20 protein-coding genes and 1 pseudogene are annotated in these 22,922 nt (G+C 73.6%); 16 read left to right on the forward strand and 5 right to left on the reverse strand.

The features are described 5' to 3' along the window. Nucleotide 1: 1 nt before the first annotated feature. Nucleotides 2-2,527 carry a transglycosylase domain-containing protein gene (locus tag ACFYP3_RS10675; protein ID WP_388829917.1) on the reverse strand — a complete coding sequence of 842 codons (2,526 nt, stop codon included), beginning with the start codon at nt 2,525-2,527 and terminating at the stop codon, nt 2-4. A gap of 186 nt (nt 2,528-2,713) precedes the next feature. Between ACFYP3_RS10675 and ACFYP3_RS10680 the strand changes: the two genes are divergently transcribed. From ACFYP3_RS10680 to ACFYP3_RS10700, 5 genes and pseudogenes are all read left to right on the forward strand, one after another. Continuing rightward, nucleotides 2,714-3,517, forward strand: coding sequence for an ABC transporter permease (locus ACFYP3_RS10680; RefSeq protein ID WP_388829920.1), 804 nt, complete (start codon nt 2,714-2,716; stop codon nt 3,515-3,517). After that, complete coding sequence (locus ACFYP3_RS10685) at nt 3,510-4,508, forward strand: ABC transporter permease (RefSeq protein WP_388829923.1); 999 nt, start codon at nt 3,510-3,512, stop codon at nt 4,506-4,508. Before ACFYP3_RS10680 ends, ACFYP3_RS10685 begins: the two co-directional genes overlap by 8 nt. A gap of 2 nt (nt 4,509-4,510) precedes the next feature. After that, nucleotides 4,511-5,503, forward strand: coding sequence for an ATP-binding cassette domain-containing protein (locus tag ACFYP3_RS10690; protein ID WP_388829926.1), 993 nt, complete (start codon nt 4,511-4,513; stop codon nt 5,501-5,503). 120 nt (nt 5,504-5,623) lie between these two features. Next, a pseudogene (locus ACFYP3_RS10695) lies at nt 5,624-6,244 on the forward strand (DUF1707 domain-containing protein); the annotation flags it as partial. 1,343 nt (nt 6,245-7,587) lie between these two features. Beyond that, nucleotides 7,588-8,928 carry a DUF445 domain-containing protein gene (locus ACFYP3_RS10700; RefSeq protein ID WP_388829929.1) on the forward strand — a complete coding sequence of 447 codons (1,341 nt, stop codon included), beginning with the start codon at nt 7,588-7,590 and terminating at the stop codon, nt 8,926-8,928. A 44-nt stretch (nt 8,929-8,972) separates the two neighbouring features. On the opposite strand, the gene ACFYP3_RS10705 is transcribed toward ACFYP3_RS10700, so the two are convergent. Together ACFYP3_RS10705 and ACFYP3_RS10710 are read right to left on the reverse strand one after the other, a co-directional pair. Further along, entirely contained in the window at nt 8,973-9,965 is a 993-nt protein-coding gene (locus ACFYP3_RS10705) for a hypothetical protein (protein ID WP_388829932.1), read from the reverse strand. 34 nt (nt 9,966-9,999) lie between these two features. Beyond that, nucleotides 10,000-10,536, reverse strand: a complete 537-nt coding sequence (locus tag ACFYP3_RS10710; protein ID WP_388829935.1) for a GNAT family N-acetyltransferase — start codon at nt 10,534-10,536, stop codon at nt 10,000-10,002. A 266-nt stretch (nt 10,537-10,802) separates the two neighbouring features. Between ACFYP3_RS10710 and ACFYP3_RS10715 the strand changes: the two genes are divergently transcribed. From ACFYP3_RS10715 to ACFYP3_RS10725, 3 genes are read left to right on the forward strand one after another with little or no spacing between them, the layout of a single operon-like run. Next, nucleotides 10,803-10,997, forward strand: a complete 195-nt coding sequence (locus ACFYP3_RS10715; protein ID WP_388829938.1) for a hypothetical protein — start codon at nt 10,803-10,805, stop codon at nt 10,995-10,997. 9 nt (nt 10,998-11,006) lie between these two features. Continuing rightward, nucleotides 11,007-11,333 carry a hypothetical protein gene (locus ACFYP3_RS10720; protein WP_388829941.1) on the forward strand — a complete coding sequence of 109 codons (327 nt, stop codon included), beginning with the start codon at nt 11,007-11,009 and terminating at the stop codon, nt 11,331-11,333. A 45-nt stretch (nt 11,334-11,378) separates the two neighbouring features. Beyond that, nucleotides 11,379-12,305: a YDG/SRA domain-containing protein gene (locus ACFYP3_RS10725; RefSeq protein ID WP_388829944.1), complete on the forward strand. Its 927-nt coding sequence runs from the start codon at nt 11,379-11,381 to the stop codon at nt 12,303-12,305. Between the two features lie 37 nt (nt 12,306-12,342). Here the strand turns inward: ACFYP3_RS10725 and ACFYP3_RS10730 are convergent, their stop codons facing one another. After that, entirely contained in the window at nt 12,343-13,338 is a 996-nt protein-coding gene (locus ACFYP3_RS10730; protein ID WP_388829947.1) for an SEC-C metal-binding domain-containing protein, read from the reverse strand. 101 nt (nt 13,339-13,439) lie between these two features. Between ACFYP3_RS10730 and ACFYP3_RS10735 the strand changes: the two genes are divergently transcribed. The 4 genes from ACFYP3_RS10735 to ACFYP3_RS10750 all read left to right on the forward strand — a co-directional run bounded on the left by ACFYP3_RS10735 (nt 13,440) and on the right by ACFYP3_RS10750 (nt 16,570). Further along, nucleotides 13,440-14,198, forward strand: coding sequence for a class E sortase (locus ACFYP3_RS10735; protein WP_388829950.1), 759 nt, complete (start codon nt 13,440-13,442; stop codon nt 14,196-14,198). 108 nt (nt 14,199-14,306) lie between these two features. Further along, the gene (locus ACFYP3_RS10740) at nt 14,307-14,624 is read left to right on the forward strand and encodes a DUF6412 domain-containing protein (protein WP_388829953.1); all 318 of its coding nucleotides are present in this window, start codon (nt 14,307-14,309) and stop codon (nt 14,622-14,624) included. A 132-nt stretch (nt 14,625-14,756) separates the two neighbouring features. Next, nucleotides 14,757-15,533: a YidC/Oxa1 family membrane protein insertase gene (locus tag ACFYP3_RS10745; protein WP_388829956.1), complete on the forward strand. Its 777-nt coding sequence runs from the start codon at nt 14,757-14,759 to the stop codon at nt 15,531-15,533. 179 nt (nt 15,534-15,712) lie between these two features. Then, the gene (locus ACFYP3_RS10750; protein WP_388829958.1) at nt 15,713-16,570 is read left to right on the forward strand and encodes a fumarylacetoacetate hydrolase family protein; all 858 of its coding nucleotides are present in this window, start codon (nt 15,713-15,715) and stop codon (nt 16,568-16,570) included. An 84-nt stretch (nt 16,571-16,654) separates the two neighbouring features. Here the strand turns inward: ACFYP3_RS10750 and ACFYP3_RS10755 are convergent, their stop codons facing one another. After that, on the reverse strand, nt 16,655-17,770 hold the full coding sequence (locus tag ACFYP3_RS10755; protein ID WP_388829961.1) for a Gfo/Idh/MocA family oxidoreductase: 1,116 nt from the start codon (nt 17,768-17,770) through the stop codon (nt 16,655-16,657). Between the two features lie 143 nt (nt 17,771-17,913). On the opposite strand from ACFYP3_RS10755, the gene ACFYP3_RS10760 reads away from it, so the two are divergent. The 4 genes from ACFYP3_RS10760 to ACFYP3_RS10775 all read left to right on the forward strand — a co-directional run bounded on the left by ACFYP3_RS10760 (nt 17,914) and on the right by ACFYP3_RS10775 (nt 22,917). Next, nucleotides 17,914-18,984 (forward strand): ROK family protein, encoded by a 1,071-nt coding sequence (locus ACFYP3_RS10760; protein WP_388830242.1) that lies wholly within the window; start codon nt 17,914-17,916, stop codon nt 18,982-18,984. A gap of 835 nt (nt 18,985-19,819) precedes the next feature. Next, nucleotides 19,820-20,560 (forward strand): hypothetical protein, encoded by a 741-nt coding sequence (locus tag ACFYP3_RS10765; protein WP_388829964.1) that lies wholly within the window; start codon nt 19,820-19,822, stop codon nt 20,558-20,560. Between the two features lie 311 nt (nt 20,561-20,871). After that, entirely contained in the window at nt 20,872-21,636 is a 765-nt protein-coding gene (locus ACFYP3_RS10770; RefSeq protein ID WP_388829967.1) for a GntR family transcriptional regulator, read from the forward strand. Nucleotides 21,637-21,795: 159 nt separating this feature from the next. After that, nucleotides 21,796-22,917, forward strand: a complete 1,122-nt coding sequence (locus ACFYP3_RS10775; RefSeq protein WP_388829970.1) for a TIGR03364 family FAD-dependent oxidoreductase — start codon at nt 21,796-21,798, stop codon at nt 22,915-22,917. The last annotated feature ends 5 nt before the right edge of the window (nt 22,918-22,922 follow it).

The following is a 22,922-nucleotide window of genomic DNA, read 5'->3' on the forward strand; positions in this document are numbered from 1 at the left end:
GTCATTCCAGGAACGCCGACGGTGGCGGGCGCAGGCCCTCGGCCGGGCCGCCGTCGGCGCCCTGGGTGCCCGTCGTCCCCTGGGTTCCCTGGGTTCCCTGGGTGGCGCCGCCGTTGTCCTGCCCGCCCTGCGTCCGGCCGCCGTTGTCCTGACCCCCGTTGTCCTGCCCGCCCTGGGCCTGGCCTCCGTTGTTCTGGCCCCCGTTGTTCTGTCCTCCCTGGTCCTGGCCGCCCTGCGTCCGGCCGCCGTTGTCCTGACCCCCTTGGTTCTGGCCGCCGTTGTCCCGTCCGCCCGTCGGCGGTGACGGCCGGCGCGGAGGCGTGGGCGTGAGTTCGTCGTCCGGCGTCTCCTGCGGGGGGTTGGACTCCGGGGAGGGCGGCGGCGGGGGCTGCGCCGCGCCCGGCTGAAGGTCCAGGTCGAAGTCGACGGGGTCGGTGCCCTCCAGCGCGGTCTTCGTGTACGCGGCCCAGATCCGGGCCGGGTAGCCGCCACCGCCGATCCGGGGTTCGCCCAGGGCTCCGTAGAGCGACTGCAGGGTTCCGGTGTCGGGGTCCTGGCCCATCATCGAGACGACCGTGACCAGGTTCGGGGTGTAGGCCGCGAACCAGGCCGAGCGGTCCAGTTCGCCGGTGCCGGTCTTGCCGGCGGCCGGGTGTCCGGCGGCGAGGGCCGCCGTACCGGTGCCGTTGTCCACGACGCTGACCAGCATGGAGGTGGTGGTGTCGGCGGCCTCGCGGCTGATGGCCTGCGTGGGGGTGCGCTCGGGCAGGCCGATCGTGTCGCCGCCCTTGGTGATCTTCTCCAGGAAGGTGTACGGGGTGCGTCGGCCGTGGTCGGCGAGGGTCGCGTAGGCCTGGGTCATGTCCAGGACGCTGGCCTGCATCGTGCCGAGTGCCATGGCGGGGCCCGTGACGAAGTTCGGGGTGTCCTCGGGGATGCCGAGGTCGATGGCGGTCTTCTTGACCTTGCCGGTGCCGACGTCGACGACCATCTGTGCGTACACGGCGTTGACGGAGAGGTCGGTGGCGGTGTTGACGGTGATGTTCCCGTACGAGACCTGGCCCTCGTTCTCGGGGTTGAAGCGGATCCGGCCGCCGATGACGGGGCGCCTGTTGTCGCCGTTGTAGACGGTGTTCGGGGTGATCCGGCGGCCGTCCTGGGTGCGGGAGCCGTTCTCGACGGCGGACGCGAAGACGAACGGTTTGAAGGTGGAGGCGACCTGGTAGTCGTGCCGGGTCGCGTTGTTGACGTACTGCTTGGTGTAGTCGATGCCGCCGTACATGGCGACGACCTTGCCGGTGGCCGGGTCGATGGAGACCCCGCCGGCCCGCACCAGCCGGTCCGCCTTGCGCGTCTCCGGATCGAGTTTGCCGATCATCTGGTCGTCGACGGCCTCGACGAAGGCGCTCTGGCGGCGCTTGTCGATGGTGGAGGTGATCCGGTAGCCGCCCTCGGCGAGGGTCTTGTCGTCGAGGATCTTGTTCTCGACGATGTAGTCCTTGATCGCTTCCACGAGGTAGCCGCGCTGGCCGGACAGGCCCGCGGCCGCGCGGACCTTGCCGGGCTCGGGGAACTGCGTCGTGGCGCGTTCGGTCTCGGACAGCCAGCCCTTCTTGACCATGCCGTCGAGTACGTAGTTCCAGCGGGCGAGGGCGCGGGCGCGGCTCTGGGGGTGGGCGACCACGTCGAAGGCGCTGGGGGAGTTGAGCAGGGTGGCGAGGTAGGCGCCCTCGGCGGTGGTGAGGTTGCTGACGTCCTTGCCGTAGTAGGCCTGGGCGGCGGCCTGGATGCCGTAGGCGTTGCGGCCGAAGTAGCTGGTGTTCAGGTAGCCCTCGAGGATGTAGTCCTTCGACTTCTCGCGGCCGAGTTTGATCGCGATGAAGAACTCTTTGACCTTGCGTTTGATCGTCTGTTCCTGGCCCAGGTAGTAGTTCTTGACGTACTGCTGGGTGATGGTGGAGCCGGACTGGGTGCCCTTGCCGGTCGCGGTGTTCCAGGCGGCGCGGAGCATCGCCTTGGGGTCCACCGCCCGTTCGGAGTAGAAGTCCCGGTCCTCGGCGGCCAGTACGGCTTCCTGCACGGTCCGCGGGATCTGGGAGAGCGGCACGTTGACGCGGTTGACCTCGCCGTCGCGGGCGATCTGCGAGCCGTCGGAATAGAGGTAGACGTTGGACTGGGCGGTGGCGGCGGCGTTGGCCGGCGGGATGTCGACCAGCAGGTAGCCGGCCACGAGGGCGCCGCCGATCAGCAGGGCCAGCAGCAGGACGGCGCCCAGGACCATGCGCCAGGTGGGGATGAGGCGGCGCCAGCCGGTGCGCTGACGGTGGCGCTTCTTCCCCGGTGCGGGCGGCCCGGGTTGCGGCCCGGGCTGCGGCTGGGGCTGCGGTTGGGCCTGGGGCGGCGTGGCCCCCGCTTGCCGGTCCGCCGGTTGCTGCCGGGGCCGCTGGTTCGCCCGGGGTCGGCGTGCTTCGGGCGGGGTGTCCGGGTCACGAGGGGTCCAGCCCGGGGGTGGTGACTGGTCGCTCATCTCCAGGACTCCTCGACGCCGTTCGAAATATCCACTTCTGTACCTCATGGTGTCTACCCGATGGCCGGTGATTCCGCTCCGGACGGGCGTAAATCGGTCGCGTGGATCGCCCCTCCGCACTAAGCTCGCGCGCTTTGGCCGACGTAGGAACGACGTGGAAAACGGAGGGATACGGTGCGCCGGAGAGTGCGTCTCTACCTGGCGGTCGCGGCAGGCGGATTCAGGCGGTACGCCACCTACGGAACGGCGACGGCGGCCGGGGTCTTCACCAACACCACCTTCGGTTTCATCGTGGCGTACACGTACATCGCGCTGTGGGACGAGCGCCCCGGGCTCGGCGGCTACGACCAGGCGCAGGCCCTCACCTTCGTGTGGGTGAGCCAGTCGCTGCTCGCCGCAGGGGCGTTGATCGGGGGCGGCTTCCAGGAGGAGATCCAGGAGCGGGTGCGCACGGGCGACATCGCCGTCGACCTGTACCGGCCGGCGGACCTCCAGATGTGGTGGCTCGCCGCCGACATGGGGCGGGCCGCCTTCCAGCTGCTGGGGCGCGGGCTGGTCCCGTTGGCGGCGGGGGCGCTGGTGTTCCGGCTGGCGCTGCCCACCGATCCGCTGCGCTGGCTGCTGTTCCTGGTCTCGGTCGCGCTCGGGCTCGTGGTGAGCTTCGCGCTGCGCTACCTGCTGGGGCTGCTGGCCTTCTGGCTGATGGACGGGTCCGGCATCAACATGATGGCGACCGTCGTCTCGATCTTCTTCTCCGGGATGCTGCTGCCGCTGACCGTCTTCCCGGGCGGCTTCGGCGAGTTCGTGCGCGCCCTGCCGTGGTCGGCGATGCTCCAGGTGCCCCTGGACGTCCTGCTCGACAAGCACGCGGGGGCCGGGGGCGCGGCCGGGGCGCTGGGGTTCCAGGCCGGGTGGGCGCTCGTACTGCTGGGGGCGGGGCGGCTGCTGCAGTCGGCCGCGACGCGGAAGGTGGTGGTCCAGGGTGGCTGAGGCGGAGGCAGTGGGTGCCGGAGCCGGAGCCGGAGCCGGAGCCGGGGTCGGGACCGGGACCGGTGAGGCCGTGAAAGCCGTGAAGGCCGTCGAGGCCTCGCCGGCGCCGGAGTTGACGGCCCCGGGGACCGTGCCGGGGGCGGCGTCCGGGGTGGGCCCGCTCGGCGGGTCCGCCCGCGTACGGCAGGTCCGCGAGGGGCTGCGCGGCTACGGCCTGATCGTGGCGATGTGGATCCGCTCGACGATGACGTACCGGGCGTCCTTCGCGCTGTCCGCCTTCGGGAACGCCGCGATCACCCTCCTCGACTTCGTCACGATCTTCATCATGTTCTCCCACGTGGACGTCCTCGGCGGCTTCACGCTGCCCGAGACCGCCCTCCTGTACGGATCCTGCTCGGCCTCCCTGGGCCTCGCGGACCTGCTGATGGGGAACACCGACCGGATCGGCGCCCGGATCCGGGACGGCTCGCTGGACACGATGCTGGTGCGTCCCGTCCCGGTGCTCGCGCAGGTGGCGGCGGACCGGTTCGCGCTGCGCCGGCTGGGCCGGGTCGTGCAGGGGCTCGGGGTGCTGGGCTGGGCGCTCTGGTCCCTGGACGTGGACTGGACGGCCGGGAGGGCGCTGATGGTGCCTGTGATGGTGGTGGCCGGGGCGGCGATCTTCGCGGCGGTGATGGTGACGGGGGCGGCCTTCCAGTTCATCGCCGGGGACGCGGCCGAGGTGCAGAACTCCTTCACCTACGGCGGCTGCACGATGCTCCAGTACCCGCCGACGATCTTCGCCAAGGACCTGCTGCGCGGGGTCACCTTCATCGTGCCGCTCGCCTTCGTCAACTGGCTGCCCGCGCTGTACGTGCTGGGGCGGCCGGATCCGCTGGGACTGCCCGGGTGGGTCGCGTACCTGAGCCCGCTGGTGGCCTTCGTGGTGTTCCTGCCCGCGTCGCTGGCGTGGCGCGCGGGAGTCCGTTCGTACCGAAGCACGGGGAGCTAGTCGTGGCTGACACGGATGCGCTGATCTCGCTGGACGGGGTCGAGAAGGTCTTCGACGTACGGCGCCGGGTGGGCCTGATGCGCCGGGAGAAACGCCGGGTGCGGGCGGTGGACGGGATCAGCTTCGAGGTCGCGCGGGGCGAGATGGTCGGCTACATCGGGCCCAACGGCGCCGGGAAGTCGACCACCATCAAGATGCTGACGGGCATCCTGACCCCGAGCGGCGGCCGGCTGCGGGTCGCGGGCATCGACCCGTCGCGGGAGCGGATGCGCCTCGCGCACCGGATCGGGGTGGTCTTCGGGCAGCGCACCACGCTGTGGTGGGACCTGCCGCTGAAGGACTCGTACGGGCTGATGCGGCGGATGTACCGGATCCCGGCGGCGCGGTTCGCGGAGAACCTGGAACGCTGCGTGGACCGGCTGGACCTGGCCGAGCTGCTCGACGTACCGGTACGGCAGCTGTCGCTCGGGCAGCGGATGCGCGGGGACATCGCGGCGGCGCTGCTGCACGATCCGGAGGTGCTGTACCTGGACGAGCCGACGATCGGGCTCGACGTGGTGAGCAAGGCGAAGGTACGGGGCTTCCTGCGGCAGTTGAACGAGGAGCTCGGGACGACGGTGCTGCTGACCACGCACGACCTCCAGGACATCGAGCAGTTGTGCGAGCGGGTGATGGTGATCGACCACGGGCGGCTGATGTACGACGGGGTGCTGGACGGTCTGCACGCGGCGGGTTCGGAGGGCTCGGAGGGCTCGGCGGGGGCGAGCGAGCGGACGTTGGTGGTGGACCTGGAGCGGGAGCTCGCGCCGATCGAGGTGGCGGGTGCGCGGGTGGTGAAGGTGGAGGGGCCGCGGCAGTGGCTGGCGTTCCCGGCGGGGACGTCGGCGGCCCCGCTGGTGGCGGCGGTGGCGGCGGAGTACCCGCTGGTGGACCTGTCGGTGCGGGAGCCGGACATCGAGGACGTGATCGCGCGCATGTACGCGGGCCGCGGCTGAGCCCCCGCCCGGAGCGGGCCGGTCGACCGACCGGGTCAGGGGAAAACCGGGGTCGATCTCAGGGACGTGCCCAGGTCCTGCCCGTACAACTCCCGGGAAACCGTGCATAGTCTGGTCCGCATGAGTGACGATCGGCCGGAGAAGCCGTTGCCGGAGCTGAGGGCGTCGGATGCGGACCGGGACCGGGTGGCGGAGCGTCTGCGGGACGCCGTCGCCGAGGGCCGGCTCGACATGGAGGAATTCGAGGAGCGGCTGGAGGCGGCGTACAAGTCCCGGACGTACGCGGAACTGGAACCGCTGACGCGTGACCTGCCGGCGGCGGCGGGGCCGACCGCGCAGCCGGTCCCGGCTGCCGGGTCGGCGGCAGCGCCGTGGCCGGGGCGGATCGGCGGGGCGGGGACCTCCACGCTCGCAGTCGCGGTCATGTCGGGGTTCCAGCGCAAGGGCCGGTGGACGGTGCCCGCGCGGTTCGACGCGGTGGCGTTCTGGGGCGGCGGCGAGCTGGACCTGCGCGAGGCGGACTTCGCACAGCGCGAGGTGGTGATCAACTGCGTCGCGATCATGGGCGGCATCGAGATCACGGTGCCGCCGGGGGTGGAGCTCGACGTACGGGGCTTCGGCTTCATGGGCGCCTTCGATCAGCGCCACAGCCCGGGCCCGTCCGTGCCGGGCGCCCCACGGGTCGTCGTCACGGGCTTCGCCTTCTGGGGCGGCGTGGAGATCAAGGTCAAGCCCCCCAAAACCCCGGTAACGGGCCCACCCCTCCGCAAGGAGCTGTAACGCCGGTCCGACGACTGCCTGCGGTGCGCGGGGGCCGGCCCTGCTGCCGTGCGGGGTGGTGCCGGGCCCGCTGCCTGGGCCCGCTGCCTACGCCTGCTGCCCGGGCGCGTTGCCCGGGCCGGCTGTCGGGCGCGGTGACGGACCGGCTGCCCAGGCCCGCTGCCGGGCGTGTTGCGGTGCGCGGTGCCGGGCCCGTGCCCGGGCCTGCTGCGGGGCGTGCTGCCCGGGCCTGTTGCCGGGGCCGGCTGTCGGGCGCGGTGTGCCAGGGCGTGCTGCCCGGGCCCTGCCCGGATCGGGCAGGGCTCGGCCCGTCGACCGGGGCGCTTCGCAGCGGGCCGGGCGGTGCGCGGGACCGGGTGGGCGGGTCGTCGCGCCGCCGCCAGGGCCTGCGGCCGGCCGTTGCTCCGGGCCCGACAGCGGGCCCGGACCATGGCTTTGGCCCGCCGACGGGGCGCCCTGCCGCTGGCCAGCTGCCGTCGCCATGGGGGGAGCCCAAGCCCCCGGGCTTCAGGCGCCGGCTGGCCGGCGGTTCGGCGCTCCGGCTCGCGGCAGCGGCACGTGCCGCTGCCGGGTGTTGCCCTTGCCGGGCAGGGAACGGATCGGTCGGCCCACGCCGCGCGGGCGGCGGTACGAGCGGCTCATGCCGCTGATGCGACGGGCCGACACCCTCGCTCGGCCCACAGACCGACACGGTGCGGGAGCGAGTCGGCGGCGGCCGCCGTACGGGCCCCCGCGGAGCGGCATGCCGGGCGCGGGTCGCCCGTGCGACGGCCCGCGCGGGAGCGAGACGGCGCGGGAGCGAGAGGTACGGCCCCCCCCCGCGGAGCGGCATGCTGGGCGCGGGCCCTCCGTACCGCGGCCCGCGCGGGAGCGAGACGGCGCGGGGTCTCGCGTACGGGCCCGCGCGGGAGCGAGACGAACGGCCCCCGCGGAGCGGCAGGCCAGGCGTGGGTCTCCCGTACGGCGGCCCGCGCGGGACCGAGACGGCGCGGGGTCTCGCGTACGGGCCCGCGCGGGAGCGAGACGAACGGCCCCCGCGGAGCGGCAGGCCAGGCGTGGGTCTCCCGTACGGCGGCCCGCGCGGGACCGAGACGGCGCGGAAGCGTGACGTACGGCCCCCCCGCGGAGCGGCATGCTGGGTGCGGGCCCTTCGTACGGCGGCCCGCGCGGGAGCCAGACGGCGCGGGGGCGTCCACACCGCAGCCCCCGCGGGAGCGAAAGGGTGTGGCGGGAACTCCTCGGGCCTCCCAGGAGTCGGATGCTATGCAGACAAAACCGGCGCCCCCGGGGGAAGGCAGGAGCACGTGGAGAACCGCAGCACAGCCGGAGGCACCGCCCCGCCGCCGGAGCCCCGACCCGTCGCGCCCCCCGCCCGCGGAGCGTTCGTGTTCAACGCGGCGGACGAGGAGCGCCGGCGCGGTGTCCGGCGGATGAAGACCATCGCGACGGGCCTGCTTCTCCTGGTCGCGCTGGTCTACGTACTGGCCACGTACGCCCAGCACGCGTGGGGCGCCGGCGGCTGGGCCGCGTACGTGGCCGCCGCGGCCGAGGCCGGCATGGTCGGCGCGCTCGCGGACTGGTTCGCCGTCACCGCCCTCTTCAAGCGGCCCCTCGGCCTGCCCATCCCGCACACCGCGATCATCCCGACCAAGAAGGACCAGCTCGGCGTCACCCTCGGTGAGTTCGTCGGCGAGAACTTCCTCTCGTCCGACGTGGTCCGCGCCCGCCTCCACGCCCTCGGCATCGGCGGCCGCCTCGGTGCCTGGCTGGCCGATCCCGCCCACGCGGACCGGGTCACGGCCGAGCTGGCGGCAGCCCTGCGCGGGGCGCTGACCGTCCTGCGCGACTCCGACGTGCAGGCCGTCGTCGGCGAGGCGATCACCCGGCGCGCGGAGGCCGTCGAGATCGCGCCGGGCCTCGGCAAGACCCTGGAGCGGGTCGTCGCGGACGGCGGCCACCGCCGGGCCGTCGACCTGATCTGCGCCAAGGCCTACGACTGGCTGGTCACGCACGGGGACTCGATCACGGACGCGGTCCAGGGCGGTGCCCCCGGCTGGACCCCGCGGTTCGTGGACCGCAAGGTGGGCGAGCGCGTCTACAAGGAGCTGCTCCGGTTCGTCACGGAGATGCGGGACATGCCCGAGCACCCGGCGCGCGGGGCGGTGGACCGCTTCCTGCGGGACTTCGCCGCCGACCTCCAGGCGGACTCGGAGACGCGTGCGAGGGTGGAGCGCCTCAAGTCCGAGATCCTGGCCCGCGACGAGGTCCAGGACGTCATCGCCTCGGCCTGGTCGGCGATCCGCTCGATGATCATCTCGACGGCGGAGGACGAGCAGAGCGAGCTGCGCCTGCGGGTCCGTGCCTCGCTGATCTCGCTGGGCGCGCGGCTGGCCACCGACGGCCGGCTGCAGGCGAAGCTGGAGGGCTGGATCGAGGGCGCGGTCGTCTACGTCGTCACCACTTACCGGACCGAGATCACCTCGCTGATCACGGACACGGTGGCGGGCTGGGACGCCGAGCACACCTCCCGCAAGATCGAGGCGCACATCGGCCGTGACCTGCAGTTCATCCGGATCAACGGCACGGTGGTCGGCGCCTTGGCGGGCCTGCTGATCTACGCGGTGTCCCGCGCCTTCGGGGCGTAGCCGGGCCCGGGCCCCCTGCCCCGGCCCCCAGCCCCCGGCCCCGGCTACGGCCTCGGGAGCGGCAGCTCCAGCTGGGCGTGCCCGCGGGCGGTGACGCCCGGCGGCGCGGGGCGGGCCGCCCCCAGGGCGAGGAGGGAGCGCAGGGCGCCGATCACGTCCGCCGGCCGGTCCCGGAGGATCGCCGGGGTCGTACTGGCGACCAGGACGCCGTGGGCCTCCAGGCGCAGCCGGCGGTGCAGCGTGGCCTGCCAGGCGTCGCGCGTGTAGTGGTACTCCGCGGAGTCGACCTCCAGTGCCACGCCCTCCTCGGGCCAGTACGCGTCCGGTGTGGCGAGGAAGGCGCCGTCGGGCGCGTAGAGGCGGGCGTTCCACAGGGGTGCGGGCAGGTCGGTGGCCGACAGGGTGTCGCGGGCGCGGCCCTCGGCGATCGAGCGGACCCCGGCGAGCAGTTCCGCGGCGGCGGCGCGGACGGCGGGGCGGTGCCGGACGCGGCCGGCGCGCAGTTCGGCGTGCAGGTCGTGCGGGTGGCACCAGCCGCCCTGGACGACGTTGGCGAGGACGGAGCGCACCAGGTCGGGGTCGTCCGTGCGGGCCGCGAAGTCGGCGGCGGCCCGGACCGGGCGGGCGCTGGGGACGCCGTGGATGTGGATGGTCGCGGGCCAGCGGGCGGTCGCGGCGGGCCGGACGCGGCCGGTGGCCGTCACCGTGCGCGGGGAGCGTACGAGGACGTGGAGCGGGTCGGGCGGCGCGCCGCGGATGCCGAGGAGCGCGAGGGCGGCGCCGCCGGTGAGGGCGGCGCTCGCCCCGGACATCGGGTCGGCGGCGGGCTCGGCGGCGTACAGGACAGCCGACAGCGCGTGCTGCCGGGCGTCCGGCGGGCCGGTCTGCAGGAGGTACACGCGGGGCAGGAGCCGTTGCCAGGGTCCGGCGCGGCGGCTGCGGCCGCTGATGGTGGCGGCCGGGATGCCGGCCTGCCTGAGCTGGTGGTGGGTGGCCAGGTTGAGCTGGCGCTGGGCGACGGCGACGCGTGTGATCATGCCCGGGATATGCCCGGTGGGGTGCGGGCGATGCTCAGGCCGAGGGGTGGTTCGGGGCGAGGAAGACGACGACGCCGTTCTCCGTGCCGGGCAGCGGGGCGACCTCGTGCCAGCCGAGCCGGCGGTAGGTGGCGACGGTGTCGGTGGCCATGCGTGCGGTGAGGAGCCAGGCGCGGGCGTCCGGGGCGTCGGCGGTGATCTCGGCGAGGAGGGCGCGGCCGGTGCCGTGGCCGCGCGCGTGCGGGCGTACGGCGAGCTCGTCGATCTCCAGGGCGCCGATGAGGAGTTCCCGTACGCGCGAGCGGCCGAGCTGCGCGGTGACCTGTCCGTAGGCCCGGTCGGTGGGGAAGGCCTTGGGGGTCAGCCAGGCGGTGGCGAATCCGTCGATGCCGACCGCCGACTGGGCGAAGGCGGTACGGAATCCCGTGCGGCGGCTGTCGGCCTGGAGCCGGGCGGCGAACTGGCGAATGGTTTCTTCGTCCTCGTTCCACGGCGGAGCGGAGAAGACCTCGCTGTAGGTGTCGGCGAGTTCGTCCGACAGGTCCAGCACGGCTGGTCCATAACAGATCACGTTTGCAGCTCCTAGGGCCGACTTGGGCGGCTTCGGTCGTATCGCCCCTCTCGGAGAGTGAATCTACGCCGGGAAGGTTCCCTGGCGGGCAGGTGCACGGATCCGGAGGGTGTGCGACAAATCCGACTTCCGTACGGTGTCGCGGACGGCCCGTATCGGCGGCGTACGGGCGGACGTTGAACGGGTGGAGCGCGAAGCCGAACGCATCGCACGACGCGCAGGAACCACAGAAGCCAAAGAAGCCACAGGACACCCCGGAGCCCAGCGTGCCGACCAACACCCTCATCACCCGCGTCCTGGTCGCTCTCGGGGGCTGCGCCGTGGCGTTCTTCATCATCCTGGGCGTGATGGCGGTGCTTCCCCGCGCCGTTCAGGACTCCCTCCCGCCCGGTGTCCTCGGCGGAGCCGTCGTGGTGCTGGGGGTGGTGGCCGCGCGCCGCTTCACCCGGCGGGCGCGTTAGCCTCGACCGATGACGTCCGAACGGCCGGAGGCCCCCACCATGGCGCAGCTCCCCACCTCACTCGTGGCCGCAGCCGGCCTCGTCGGCGGCTACGCCGCCGCCCGCTGGACCGGCAAGCGCCCCCTCGGCGGCGTGGTCCTCGCGGCCGCCGGCGCCGTCGCGGCCCGCGAATGGCACCGCCGCACGACCCCGACGACGACGGCCCTCCTCGGCGCGGCCTACATCGCCGCCTTCGCGGCCTCCCACCCCCTGGCCAAGAAGATCGGCCCCTGGCCCGCGGTCTTCACGGCCGCCACCACGATGGCCGCAGCCGCCCACACCACGGCCGACCGCTAACCACCAACCGCTAGCCCACCTTTGATCCTTTGGCATGATGCGCGCATGACTGCGCCTTCGAGATCCGTTGCGTTCGGTACCCCTGACGGTGTGGCTGAGGGGGACTGGTTTAAGGGGCACGCAGAGCTCCACGCCCACGGCGTCCATCGCTTCAGCGGCCGCGGAATTGCCGGCACCGAGAAGACGGGCGCCGACTCCATCGTGCTCTCCGGTGGGTACGTAGACGATCGCGATGAAGGCGACGTGATCATCTATACCGGTGAAGGGGGCCGCGACCGGGACTCGGGGCGGATGGTCGCCGATCAGTCCCTCGGGGAGCGGGGCAACGCTGCGCTGGTCGTCTCGCAGGCCATGGGACATCCCGTGCGAGTGATCGAAGGCCTCGGGGTCACCCGTGGCAAGCGCCGTCGAGCGACCAAGGGATACCGCTATCGCGGGCTCTTCAGGGTGGCCGACCATTGGTTGACGGTCGGACAGGAGGGCTTTGGCATCTGCCAGTTCCAGCTGCTCAAGATCGAGCCCGGGCAGCTGGTGACCCCTCAACCAGTGGACCCGTTGGCCGGCGCTGAGACGCCTTTCGAGGAGCAGGCTCGGCGCTACATCTCGCAGGACCGCTTGGTGCGGGACTCCGCGGTCGTGCGTGCGGTGAAGAAGATGTACGACAACACCTGCCAGATATGTCGCGCGCGGCTGATCGTTTCCCTGGAGGGTGCGGCGTATAGCGAAGCAGCGCACATACAGGCCGTTGGCAAGCCTCACTTGGGCCAGGACCGGATCGAAAACGTGCTGTGCCTGTGCCCCAACTGCCACGCCTTGTTCGACCGAGGCGCACTGCAGCTGACGGACGAACTCGACGTGATCGACGGAATCACCGGTCGGTTCCGTGCGGCGCTTGCGCAAGCCAAGGGGCACAACCTGGGCGTCGAGTTTGCGCGCAAGCACCGCGAGCGGTGGGCGACCCGGCTCCCCTAGGGGGTGGCAGCGTGGTGGCTACCACCCCCTGGGGCCTTCAGCCCCCGTGGCATTCCGCGTACGGCTTGCCCGAGGTGCACCAGCAGGGGTTGGTGGGGGTGGGGGGCCAGGGGGTGGCTTTGCCGCGGGCGGCGAGGGTGGTGGCGTATTCGGCCAGGAGGGACGGGGAGGCCGGGGAGGTCTTCTCGGAGGCCGCGAAGGCCTCGTAGGAGGGGACGCTCGCGGTGACGATGCCGAGGTTCGTGGTGCCCGAGGCGGCCAGGGCGCGCAGCGAGGTCTCGATCTCCCTCAGGTGGGCCTCGTGCGAGGCGTACTCCGTGGCCAGGGTGGGGTACGAGGTGAGCAGCTCGGCCAGTTCCCGTGCGGGCCAGTGGAGGATCGCCACCGGGAACGGGCGGGAGAGGGCCGCGCGACGGTCGCCCAGTTCCGCGCGCAGGCGGGCGATCTCCGCGCGCAGTTCCGCCGGGTCGTCGGAGCCGAGCGCCCAGATGCGCTTCGGGTCGTGGAGCTCGTCCAGGGGGATCGGGCCGACGTGACGGGTGTCGGCGACCATGTCCCAGTCGTCGTGCGGGCGCCCGAGGAGGCGGCGTACCCGGTGGCGGCCCGTCAGGAGGGCGGTGGTGGCCCGGGTGAGCGGGTCGTCCTCCGTGATGAGGAGGGTCGCCGCTTCGGTGAAGCACTCGTGCGAGGCCTCCAACTCGTCGTGTGCCTCCAGGGCTTCCGCGATGACCTCCCACGGCGCCGGGTCCTTGGGCGAGGCGGCGCGGATGCCCGAGATGAGGGCGCGGGCCTCCGGCTCGTGGCCGTACTCCCAGAGGTTCGCCGCCTGCAGGGCCTTGATCAGGTAGGGGTCGGAAGGTGAGGAGGACAGGAGTTGGTCGTAGAGGGCGCTCGCCCGGTCGCGTGCGTCGGCCAGTTCGAGGTGGGCCGCGGCCTGGAGGAGCAAGGGCTCCTGGTCCTCGGGGTAGCGGGTCGCCGTGCGGATGAGGCGCTCGGCTTCGGCGATGTGCTCGGCAGGCGTGTCGGGGCGCATGGTTCACACCGTACTGCCGCTGGTCAGTTGACGGGGGAGGACTTAAGGTGCCGCCCGTGCGGGATCACATACCTGTGGTGGTTCAGGGGAGTGGCCGGCGGATGCGCCGGGCCGGTCTCGCGGGGGTGCTGTGGGCGGCCGCCGAGCTGACCGTCACCGTGGGCGTGGTGGTGTTGTTGCTGGTGGTGCACCAGGTGTGGTGGACCAACCGGCAGGCCGCGGCCGTCGCGCAGGACCGGGTCCAGGCCCTGGAGCGGGCCTGGGGGCAGGATCCCGCACCTGACCCATCTGACCCACCTGACCCATCTGCCCCAGCTGATCTTCCGGAGCCGGCCGCGACCGCATCCGCACCCGCCACCGTTCCCGCACCCGTGGCCGCACCCGGCCGCCCCGCCCGTCCGGCGACGGCGGCGCAGCAGGACCGGGCGTACGCCGTCCTGCGCATCCCGCGCCTGGGGCTCGTCGCCCCCATCTCGCAGGGGATCGACAAGCGGGCCGTCCTCGACAAGGGCTACGTCGGGCAGTACCCCGGGACCGCCGGGCCCGGGGAGCGGGGGAACTTCGCGCTGGCCGGCCACCGCAACACCCACGGCGAGCCGTTCCGCTACATCAACCGGCTGCGGGCGGGCGACGAGCTGATCGTCGACGTACGGGGGCGCAGGTTCACGTACGTGGTCGGGAAGACGCTGGGCGAGACGACCGAGCGGGACACCGGGGTGATCGCGCCCGTGCCGCGGAGCGTGGTGAAGCCGGACCAGGGGTATACCGAGCCCGGCGCGTACATCACCCTCACCACCTGCACGCCCGAGTACAGCTCCAAGTACCGGCTGGTGGTCTGGGGGACCCTGAAGCCCTCCTGACGCTCGGGTGGGCGCTGCACGTTCCGTTGTCAGCGGGGCCCGTTACCATCGAACGCGTACGTGAACGCACGTGCGTCCGGAGTCCGGAGTGGAGAGGGGGAGGTCCGTATGGCCCACGTGTTCGCCCGGGCCTCGCGCGCCCTCGCCGTGCTGCTCCCGCTCGTGCTGCTCGGGGGAGTCCTCGGGCTGTTCGCCGGGGAGAGCGGGCTGGGCGCCGTCGTGGTCGCCCTCGCCGCCACCGTCGCCGTGGGCACCGAGGCCCTGGCCGCGGCCACACGGCTCGTGCGGCCCGTGCCGCCGCACCGCATACGCACCGCGATACGTGATCGCGAGCAGCGCACGGCGTTTCTGCCGCAGCGCGATCCCGACGCCTCGGGCCGGTCCCGGCCCAGGGCACCCGGCCGCGTCCTCCCGACGGCCGCGTAGGGGCGCGCAGTACATCCTGCTTCCGTGCTTGTTCTCGCCTTCTGCTGACTGATCACTGTTGTCGCCCCTCGCGGGTCGTCACGCCGAAACGCATCTCTTTCGACGTTCGACGAGACCCTTCGGAGGGCCCACGTGTCCGTTTTCACCCATCTTGTTGCTGAGCTGGGCCGGCTGCTGGAGCCGGTGCTGGCCCAGTCCGCGACCGCTGCCGCGATCGTGCTGTTCACCGTGCTCGTTCGGCTCGCCCTGCATCCGCTCAGCCGGGCCGCCTTCCGCGGGGCGACCCCGGCGGCGGGGTGTCTGCCGCTGCTGCTCCAGCTGCCCGTGTTCTTCGTGATGTACCGGGCGTTCTCCTCCTCGAAGGTCGGCGGCGAGGCGAACGAGCTGCTCGGGCACCGGCTCTTCGCCGCGCCGCTGGGCTCCCGGTGGACCGAGGCGCTGGGGGAGGGCGGCCCGTTCGGTGCGCAGGGGCTGGTGTTCCTCGGGCTGTTCGCGGCGATCGCGGTGGTCGCCGCCTGGAGCGCGGTACGGGGCCGCAAGGCGGCGGCCGCTGCTGCTGCCGCGGCCGCTGCTGCTGCCGCCTCCGCCGCGACGCCGTCCGGCCGCGGCAAGGCCGAGGCGGCCCCGGCGAAGACCAAGGCGGGAGCCAAGGCGGGCGCCACGGCCGGGGTCGTGGCCGAGGTGACCGCCGAGCAGCAGGAGGTCATGCGCAAGCTGGGCGGCGTACTGCCCCTGCTCTCGTTCGGGACGCTGATCACGGCCGCCGTGGTGCCGCTGGCCGCCGGGCTGTACCTGCTGACCACCACCGCGTGGTCGGTGGCGGAGCGGATCTGGCTGCAGCACCGCAAGGAGCAGGCCGAGCGCGCCGAGCAGGCCGGGCGGGCTGAGCAGGTGGAACAGATGGCGTAAGTGGAGCAGGTGGGGCGGGTGGCGCCGGCCGGTGGAGGGATGCGTTCCAGTCCGTGAACAGGGTCTTGCGGATGGGGCGCACTTCTTGGAGGATCAACCAATCCTCCGATGGCCGCAACCCATCGGCCGGCCTGTGGCACGCCCATGGGCCGACCACCCACGACCACGGGAGAATGCCCATGAAGCTGCTGCGTGTCGGACCCGTCGGGTCGGAACGCCCCGCGCTGCTCGACCAGGACGGGACCCTGCGTGACCTGTCCGGCCTGATCACGGATGTGGACGGCGGCCTCCTGGCCGACGACTCCGTGCTGTCCCGGGTGCGGGACGCGGCGCAGTCCGGTGAGCTCCCGGTCCTGGGCGCCGAAGGGCTCCGGATCGGTGCGCCGGTCGGCCGCATCGGCAAGGTCGTGGGCATCGGCCTGAACTACTTCGGGCACGCGGCCGAGATCGGCGCGGAGCCGCCGGCCGAGCCGATCCTCTTCCTGAAGGCCGCGGACACCGTGGTCGGCCCCGACGACACCGTGCTGATCCCGCGCGGCAGCGTGAAGACCGACTGGGAGGCCGAGCTCGGCGTCGTCATCGGCAGCACCGCCCGCTACCTGTCCTCCGCCGAGGAGGGCCTGGCCCACGTGGGCGGCTACGTGCTGGTCAACGACGTCTCGGAGCGCGAGTTCCAGATCGAGCGCGGCGGCACCTGGGACAAGGGCAAGAACTGCGAGACCTTCACCCCCCTCGGCCCCTGGCTGGTCACGGCCGACGAGGTCCCGGACCCACAGGTCCTGGACGTGAAGCTGTGGGTCAACGGTGAGCTGAAGCAGGACGGCAACACCTCGGACCAGATCTTCCCGGTCGGCGAGGTCGTCCGGTACCTGAGCCAGTTCATGACCCTCTACCCCGGCGACGTCATCGTCACGGGTACGCCGGGCGGCGTGGCCATGGGCCAGCCGGAGCCGAAGCCGTACCTGCGGGCCGGGGACGTCGTGGAGGTGGCGATCCAGGGCCTGGGGCGTCAGCGCCAGGAGTTCAAGAGCGCCTAGGAACATCAAGAGCACCTGGGAACACCCGACAGGGGGCGGGCCCGCCATCGGCGGTCCCGTCCCCTGTCGTTCGCGCGTGGTCCTTCACTCCGAACCGGACGACGGTGCGGCGGGAAGCTCCACCACCACACCCTCCTGGGACGACTTGCGCGCCGCCTCCAGTACGTCGAGGCACTGTGCGGCCTCGTGCGCGGTGACCGGGGCCGGACCGCCCGTGCGCAGGGCGACCTCCACCGCCGCGTAGTACGCCGGGTAGTTCCCCGGCTCGGTCGGCAGCGGGGTCCCGCCGCCGGTCAGCGGGGACTCCCCGGAACCCACCCGCCCCCACAGGTGCGGGGGCTCCTCGCCCCAGGGCGTCTCGCCGTCCGGCCGCAGCCCCTCGCGCAGGGCGCCCTCCTGCGGGTCGAGTCCGTACTTCACGTAGCCGGCCCGCGAACCCAGCACCCGGAACCGCGGGCCCAGCTGGGCGGTGGTCGCGCTGACGTAGAAGTGGGAGCGGACCCCGTTCGCGTGCGTGACGGCGATGAAGGTGTCGTCGTCGGTCTCGGCTCCCGGACGGCGCGCGTCGGCCTCCGCGTACACCCGTACGGCCGGCCCGAAGAGCACGAGCGCCTGGTCCACGACGTGGCTGCCGAGGTCGTACAGCAGGCCGCCGATCTCCTCCGGGGCGCCCGACTCGCGCCATCCGCCCTTCAGCTGCGGGCGCCAGCGCTCGAAACGGGACTCGAAGCGCTGGACCTCGCCGAGTTCGCCCTCCGCGAGGAGGCGCTGCAGGGTGAGGAAGTCGTTGTCCCAGCGGCGGTTCTGGAAGACGGAGAGGAAGGTACCGCTGCGGTCCGCGAGGGCGGCCAGCGCGCGGGCCTCGGCGGCGGTGGCCGCGAGCGGCTTGTCCACGACCACCGGGATCCCGGCTTCGAGGGCGGTGGTGGCGAGCGGGACGTGCGTCCGGTTGGGGGAGGCGACCACGACGAGGTCGAGGTCGCGGTCCCACAGCTCGTCGGCGGTGGCGGCGATGCGGACGTCGGGGAACTCCGCGCGGGCCTGGGCCTGGCGGGCCGGGTCGGAGGTGACGACGGTGTCGAGGGCGAGTCCGTCCGTGGCGGCCACGAGGGGGCCGTGGAAGACGGAACCGGCGAGTCCGTAGCCGATGAGGCCGACGCGGAGGGGGGTGGTGGGGGTGGCGGGGGCGGAGGTGCTCATGGTGACCACTTTGGCAACAGTGTTGTCGAAGTGCAAGGAAGGTGGACAATGGGCCGGTGAACAGGGGTAGTGGCCACAATGACGTACGCGGCTGGCGCGGCGGGGTGAACCTGCCGGCGCTCCGCGGGCACAACGAGGCGCTGATGCTGGACCTGCTGCGCGGGGCCGGCCCGGCGGGACTGGGCCGCGCGGAACTCGCGGCGCGCACGGGGCTCACCCCGCAGGCCGTCAGCAAGATCACGGCGCGGCTCGGCACGGACGGGCTGGTCGCGGAGGCCGGACGCGCGGCGTCCACCGGCGGCAAGCCGCGCACCCTGCTCCGGCTGGTACCGGAGGCGCGGCACGCGGTCGGGGTGCACCTGGACCGCGACGAGCTCCGGGCGGTACGGGTGGACCTGGCGGGCCGCGTCGTCGCCGAGAGCGGCGGCCCGCTGGACTTCGGGGCCGGCCCGGACGCAGTGGTGGAGGAGACCGTACGCACGCTCGCGCGGGTCTGCGAACCGCCCGGGCCGCCGCTGCTGGGCGTCGGCGTCGCCGCGCCGGGACCGCTCGACCACCGGGCCGGGGTGATGGGGCGGGTGACGGGTTTCCCCGAGTGGGAGGGCTTCGGGCTGCGGGAGGTGCTGGAGGGGCGGCTGGGGGTGCCGGTCCGGGTGGACAAGGACACGAACGCGGGGGCGGCGGGCGTGGCGCCGGCCGTCGCCTTGGCGCAGGCGCGGCAGGCGCAGGCGCAGGCCGGGGCGCGGGCCGGGGTGGCGGGCTCCGGGGGCGGAGCCGGTGCCTCCGTGTACCTGCACTTCGGGACCGGGCTCGGAGCGGGGCTACTGCTCGGCGGTGAGGTCTACCGGGGGGCGCGCTCGGCGGCCGGGGAGTTCGGCCACCAGGTGCTCCGGCTGGACGGGCCGCCGTGCGCGTGCGGGGCGCGGGGGTGCGCGGAGGTGCTGTGCCTGGGGGCGGTGGCCCGGGGTGATCTGCCCGAGGCGGCGCGGATCCTGGGGGAGGGGGCGGCGAACCTGGTCGCCCTGTTGGACGTCGAGCAGGTGCTGCTCGGGGGGCGGGTGGTGGCGGGGGCGCCGGGGGTGTTCCTGGACGGGATCCGGTCGGTGCTGGCCCTCCGGGGGTGGGGGGCGGGGGTTCTCGTCGCGCTCGCGGAGGTGGGGGTGGCGGAGGGGGCCGCGGAGCTGGTGCTGGGGCGGGTGTTCGGCCGCGGCTAGCGGCTCCGCCGGTGGTGGCCGTCAAAGATCGGGGCTCCGCCCCGGACCCCGCGCCTCAAGCGCCGGCGGGGCTGGGTTGGTGCGCTCGGCCCCGTGCCGCGCGCCTCAAGCGCCGGCGGGGCTGGATTGGTGCGGCGGGGCCGAGGCGTTGGAGGGGGGCGGGTCCGGCGGGGCCGGGCGCGCGCCGGGACGTCTCCTCGGACGCCGAACGTGTCGGGGGGTCGGAGAGCTGGGCGGAAGTGCGTTCGGCGCCCTGCGGGGAGCGCCCCGACACACACCCGACCCCGCCGGATCCGCCCTGGACGGTCGGGCAGCCGGGGTCAGAGATCGGGGCCCCGTGCCCCGCGCCTCAAGCTCCGGCGGGGCCGGGCGCGCGCCGGGACGTCTCCTCGGACGCCGAACGTGGCGGGGGGTCGGAGAGCGGGGCGGAAGTGCGTTCGGCGCCCTGCGGGGAGCGCCCCGACACACACCCGACCCCGCCGGATCCGCCCCGGACGGTCGGGCAGCCGGGATCGGTGATCGGGGCCCCGTGCCGCGCGCCTCAAGCTCCGGCGGGGCCGGGGCGTCTCCTCGGGCGGCGAACGTGGCGGGGGGTCGGAGAGCGGGGCGGAAGTGTGTTCGGCGCCCTGCGGGGAGCGGCCCGACACACACCCGACCCCGCCGGCTCCGCCTGGACGGTCGGGGGTTGACCCGTCCGGCGATCGGGCGTAAACCGGAACGGCTCAGGCGTGGCGCGCGGGGTGGGGGTCCGCGGGCGTGGCACGGTGCGGGCAGGCCGGGGTGATTGTCACCTGGTCCGATCATCATCCCGTCCGGCGAGCAGCGAAGGCCTTCCATGCGACTACGCAAAGCCCTTGCCCTCACCGCCGTACTCGTAGCCACCACCGCCCCCACCGCGGCCGCGGACATCGGGGCCGGCGGCGGGGCCCGACCCGCACCCGCGCTGCCCTCCCGCACCCAGGCCACCTGCGGCAACGGGAAGAGCACCGCCTTCCCCATCGGTGCGCGCATCCGCGGCGGCCCGGCCGTGTACCGCACCGGCGGCGACCCGCAGACCTGGTACCTGGACCTGACCAACACCACCGACTCCGAGTGCACGGCCATCCACCCCGTCGTCGTCTTCACCGACAAGGCCCGCGCCCTGCGCCCCGCCCACCTGCGGATGGAGTTCGACGCGCCCGGCGGCACCTTCCCCACGAGCCTGGAGCGCAGCGACCGCGACGAGATCATCGCCGTCTTCGACGGCGGCGACGCCTTCCCCGGCTTCACCGTCGGCCCCCGCGGCTCCCTGACCGTCAAGGTCGGCCTCGCCTTCGCCCCCGACGCCCCCACCGGCGAGGTCCTCGCCGATGCCGCCCTGGTCCAGCGCAAGGGCGACGACGGTGACTGGGTCGGCGAGGCCGGCGGCTACCGCTTCTCCGTCGAGAGCCCGGAGGATTCCGGCGAAGCGGGCTCCCTCGCCCACACCGGCCCGCGCGAGTGGGCGTACGGAGCGGGCGCCGTGGCCGCGCTGGCCACCGGCGGCAGCCTCCTCCTGGGCGCGCGCCGCCTCCGTTCCTCCGACGCCCGCCGCTGATCCGCCCCCCCCGGCTGCCCGACCGTCCAGGGCGGATCCGGCGGGGTCGGGTGTGTGTCGGGGCGCTCCCCGCAGGGCGCCGAACGCACTTCCGCCCAGCTCTCCGACCCCCCGACACGTTCGGCGTCCGAGGAGACGTCCCGGCGCGCGCCCGGCCCCGCCCGAGCCGCCCCCTTCCAACGCCTCGGCCCCGCCGTACCGAACCCAGCCCCGCCGGCGTTTGAGGCGCGCGGCACGGGGCCGAACCCCGCCCCCCGACCCCGACCGCCCCCGTACGGCCCCCCCCGGGCCACCCCGCATAGAGTCCCCCCGTGGAAGAACAGACCCCGCGCCACCGCCCCGGCTCACCCGTGCGTTCCGGCATTCCCGAGCACGGCCGCATCCCCAAGTACTACGCCGTCAAGGCCCGCATCTCCGGGCTCATCGACGAGCTCGGCGAGGGCGGCGCGCTGCCCACCGAGCGGGATCTCGCCGAGCAGTACGAGGTGTCGCGCGAGACCGTCCGCCAGGCCCTGCGCGAGCTGCTGCTGGAGGGCCGGCTGCGCCGCCACGGCCGCGGGACGGTCGTCGCCGGCCCGAAGCTGGAGCAGCCGCTCTCCCTCGCCAGTTACACCGAGGGCGTGCGCCGCCAGGGTCGCCGCCCGGGCCGGCACCTCATCGGGCTGGAGCAGTTCCCCTGCCCGCCCGACCTCGCCCCCGGCATCGGCGCCGAGCCCGGCGAGCCCGTCTGGCACCTGGAGCGGGTCCTGCTGGCCGATGACGAGCGCGTCGGCCTGGAGAGCACGTACATCCGGGTGGCCCGCGCCCCTCGCCTCGACAGCGATTTCCAGCCGGACTCGTCCTTCTACGGGTACCTCCGCGACAGCCTCGACATCGCCTTCGGCGAGGCCGACGAGAAGCTGGAGACGGTCCTCGCGACCCCCCGCGAGGCCCTGCTGATCGGCACCCCGCCCGCCCTCCCCATGCTGCTCATCCACCGTTTCTCGCGGGATCAGGACGGCCTGCCGCTGGAACGGGTCCGTTCGCTCTACCGTGGTGACCGGTTCAGCTTCACGACCCGCCTGCGAGCCGAATAGCCCCAGGTCGATCCACGCACACCCGCCGTAAAGGGATATATGAACACCGCACTCTGGTCACAGAAAGATAACGGGTCTAGTCCAAGTGTCGAGGGCCGTTCACCGACGCGTTGCCGGACGGATCCTTCCGGGCCACGGTCCGCGCCCACCGTTGGCGGCGTGAGAGTCATAGTCGTCGGAGGCGGCGTGGTCGGCACCATGCACGCCTGGCAAGCAGTCCAACGCGGCCACGAGGTCGTCCAGATCGAGCGAGAGGCGGAGGCCCGCGGCGCGTCACTGCGCAATTTCGGCCAGATCTGGGTCAGCGGACGGGCCGGGGGAGAGGAGCTCGACACCGCCCTGCGGGCCCGCGAGCTCTGGGAGCGCATCGGCGCGCAGGTGCCCGGCCTGGGCTTCCGCGCCAACGGCTCCCTCACCCCCGTCCGCACCGACCGCGAGTACGCCGTCGCCGAGGCGGCTCTGGCCCGGCCCGACGCCGCCGCCCGCGGCTACCAGCTGGTCACCGCCGACGAGGCGCGGCAGATCAACCCCGCCCTGCGCGGCGTCTTCGAGGCCGCCCTGTGGTGCGAGCGCGACGCCGCCGTCGAGCCGCGCACCGCGCAGCTCCACCTGCGGGAGGCGCTCGGGGCCACCGGCCGGTACGCCTTCCTGCCCGGCCGGGAGGTGCGCGAGGTCGTCGGCCCCGGCGCCGTCCGCGACGACCACGGTGACGTGCACCGCGGCGACGCGGTCGTCCTCGCCACCGGCGCCTGGCTGTCCGGCCTGGTGCGGGAGCTGGTCCCGGACCTGCCCGTGCGCCGCGTCCGCCTCCAGATGATGCAGACCGCCCCGCTCGGCGAGGCGCTTACCACCTCCGTCGCGGACGCGGACAGCTTCCGCTACTACCCCGCCTACGCGTCCCCCGCGCTCGACGCCCTCAACGCCGGGCAGGACCAGGAACCCGTCGCCGCCGCGCACAAGATGCAGCTGCTGATGGTCCAGCGCCAGGACGGCGGACTGACCATCGGCGACACCCACGAGTACGAGCACCCCTTCGCCTTCGACACCCTCGAAGACCCCTACGAGCACCTCACCGGCGTGGTCGAGGGCTTCCTGGGCCGGCCGCTGCCGAAGCTCCGGCGCCGCTGGGCGGGCGTGTACGCGCAGTGCACCGACACCACCCGCGTCGTCCACCGCCAGCAGGTGGCCGACGGCGTCTGGCTGGTGACCGGACCGGGCGGGCGCGGCATGACCTGCTCGCCCGCCATAGCCGAGACCACCGCGAACGAACTGGGCTGGTAAGTCAG

It is taken from the genome of Streptomyces sp. NPDC005533, from assembly GCF_042871845.1.
Lineage (GTDB): Bacteria > Actinomycetota > Actinomycetes > Streptomycetales > Streptomycetaceae > Streptomyces.

Excerpts from the sequence above, each read along its gene's own strand:
- ACFYP3_RS10675 (WP_388829917.1), bottom strand. The coding sequence starts at position 2,527 with ATGAGCGACCAGTCACCACCCCCGGGCTGGACCCCTCGTGACCCGGAC.
- ACFYP3_RS10705 (WP_388829932.1), bottom strand. The coding sequence starts at position 9,965 with ATGATCACACGCGTCGCCGTCGCCCAGCGCCAGCTCAACCTGGCCACC.
- ACFYP3_RS10720 (WP_388829941.1), top strand. The coding sequence starts at position 11,007 with ATGACGTCCGAACGGCCGGAGGCCCCCACCATGGCGCAGCTCCCCACC.
- ACFYP3_RS10725 (WP_388829944.1), top strand. The coding sequence starts at position 11,379 with ATGACTGCGCCTTCGAGATCCGTTGCGTTCGGTACCCCTGACGGTGTG.
- ACFYP3_RS10730 (WP_388829947.1), bottom strand. The coding sequence starts at position 13,338 with ATGCGCCCCGACACGCCTGCCGAGCACATCGCCGAAGCCGAGCGCCTC.
- ACFYP3_RS10735 (WP_388829950.1), top strand. The coding sequence starts at position 13,440 with ATGCGCCGGGCCGGTCTCGCGGGGGTGCTGTGGGCGGCCGCCGAGCTG.
- ACFYP3_RS10740 (WP_388829953.1), top strand. The coding sequence starts at position 14,307 with ATGGCCCACGTGTTCGCCCGGGCCTCGCGCGCCCTCGCCGTGCTGCTC.
- ACFYP3_RS10750 (WP_388829958.1), top strand. The coding sequence starts at position 15,713 with ATGAAGCTGCTGCGTGTCGGACCCGTCGGGTCGGAACGCCCCGCGCTG.
- ACFYP3_RS10755 (WP_388829961.1), bottom strand. The coding sequence starts at position 17,770 with ATGAGCACCTCCGCCCCCGCCACCCCCACCACCCCCCTCCGCGTCGGC.
- ACFYP3_RS10760 (WP_388830242.1), top strand. The coding sequence starts at position 17,914 with ATGCTGGACCTGCTGCGCGGGGCCGGCCCGGCGGGACTGGGCCGCGCG.
- ACFYP3_RS10765 (WP_388829964.1), top strand. The coding sequence starts at position 19,820 with ATGCGACTACGCAAAGCCCTTGCCCTCACCGCCGTACTCGTAGCCACC.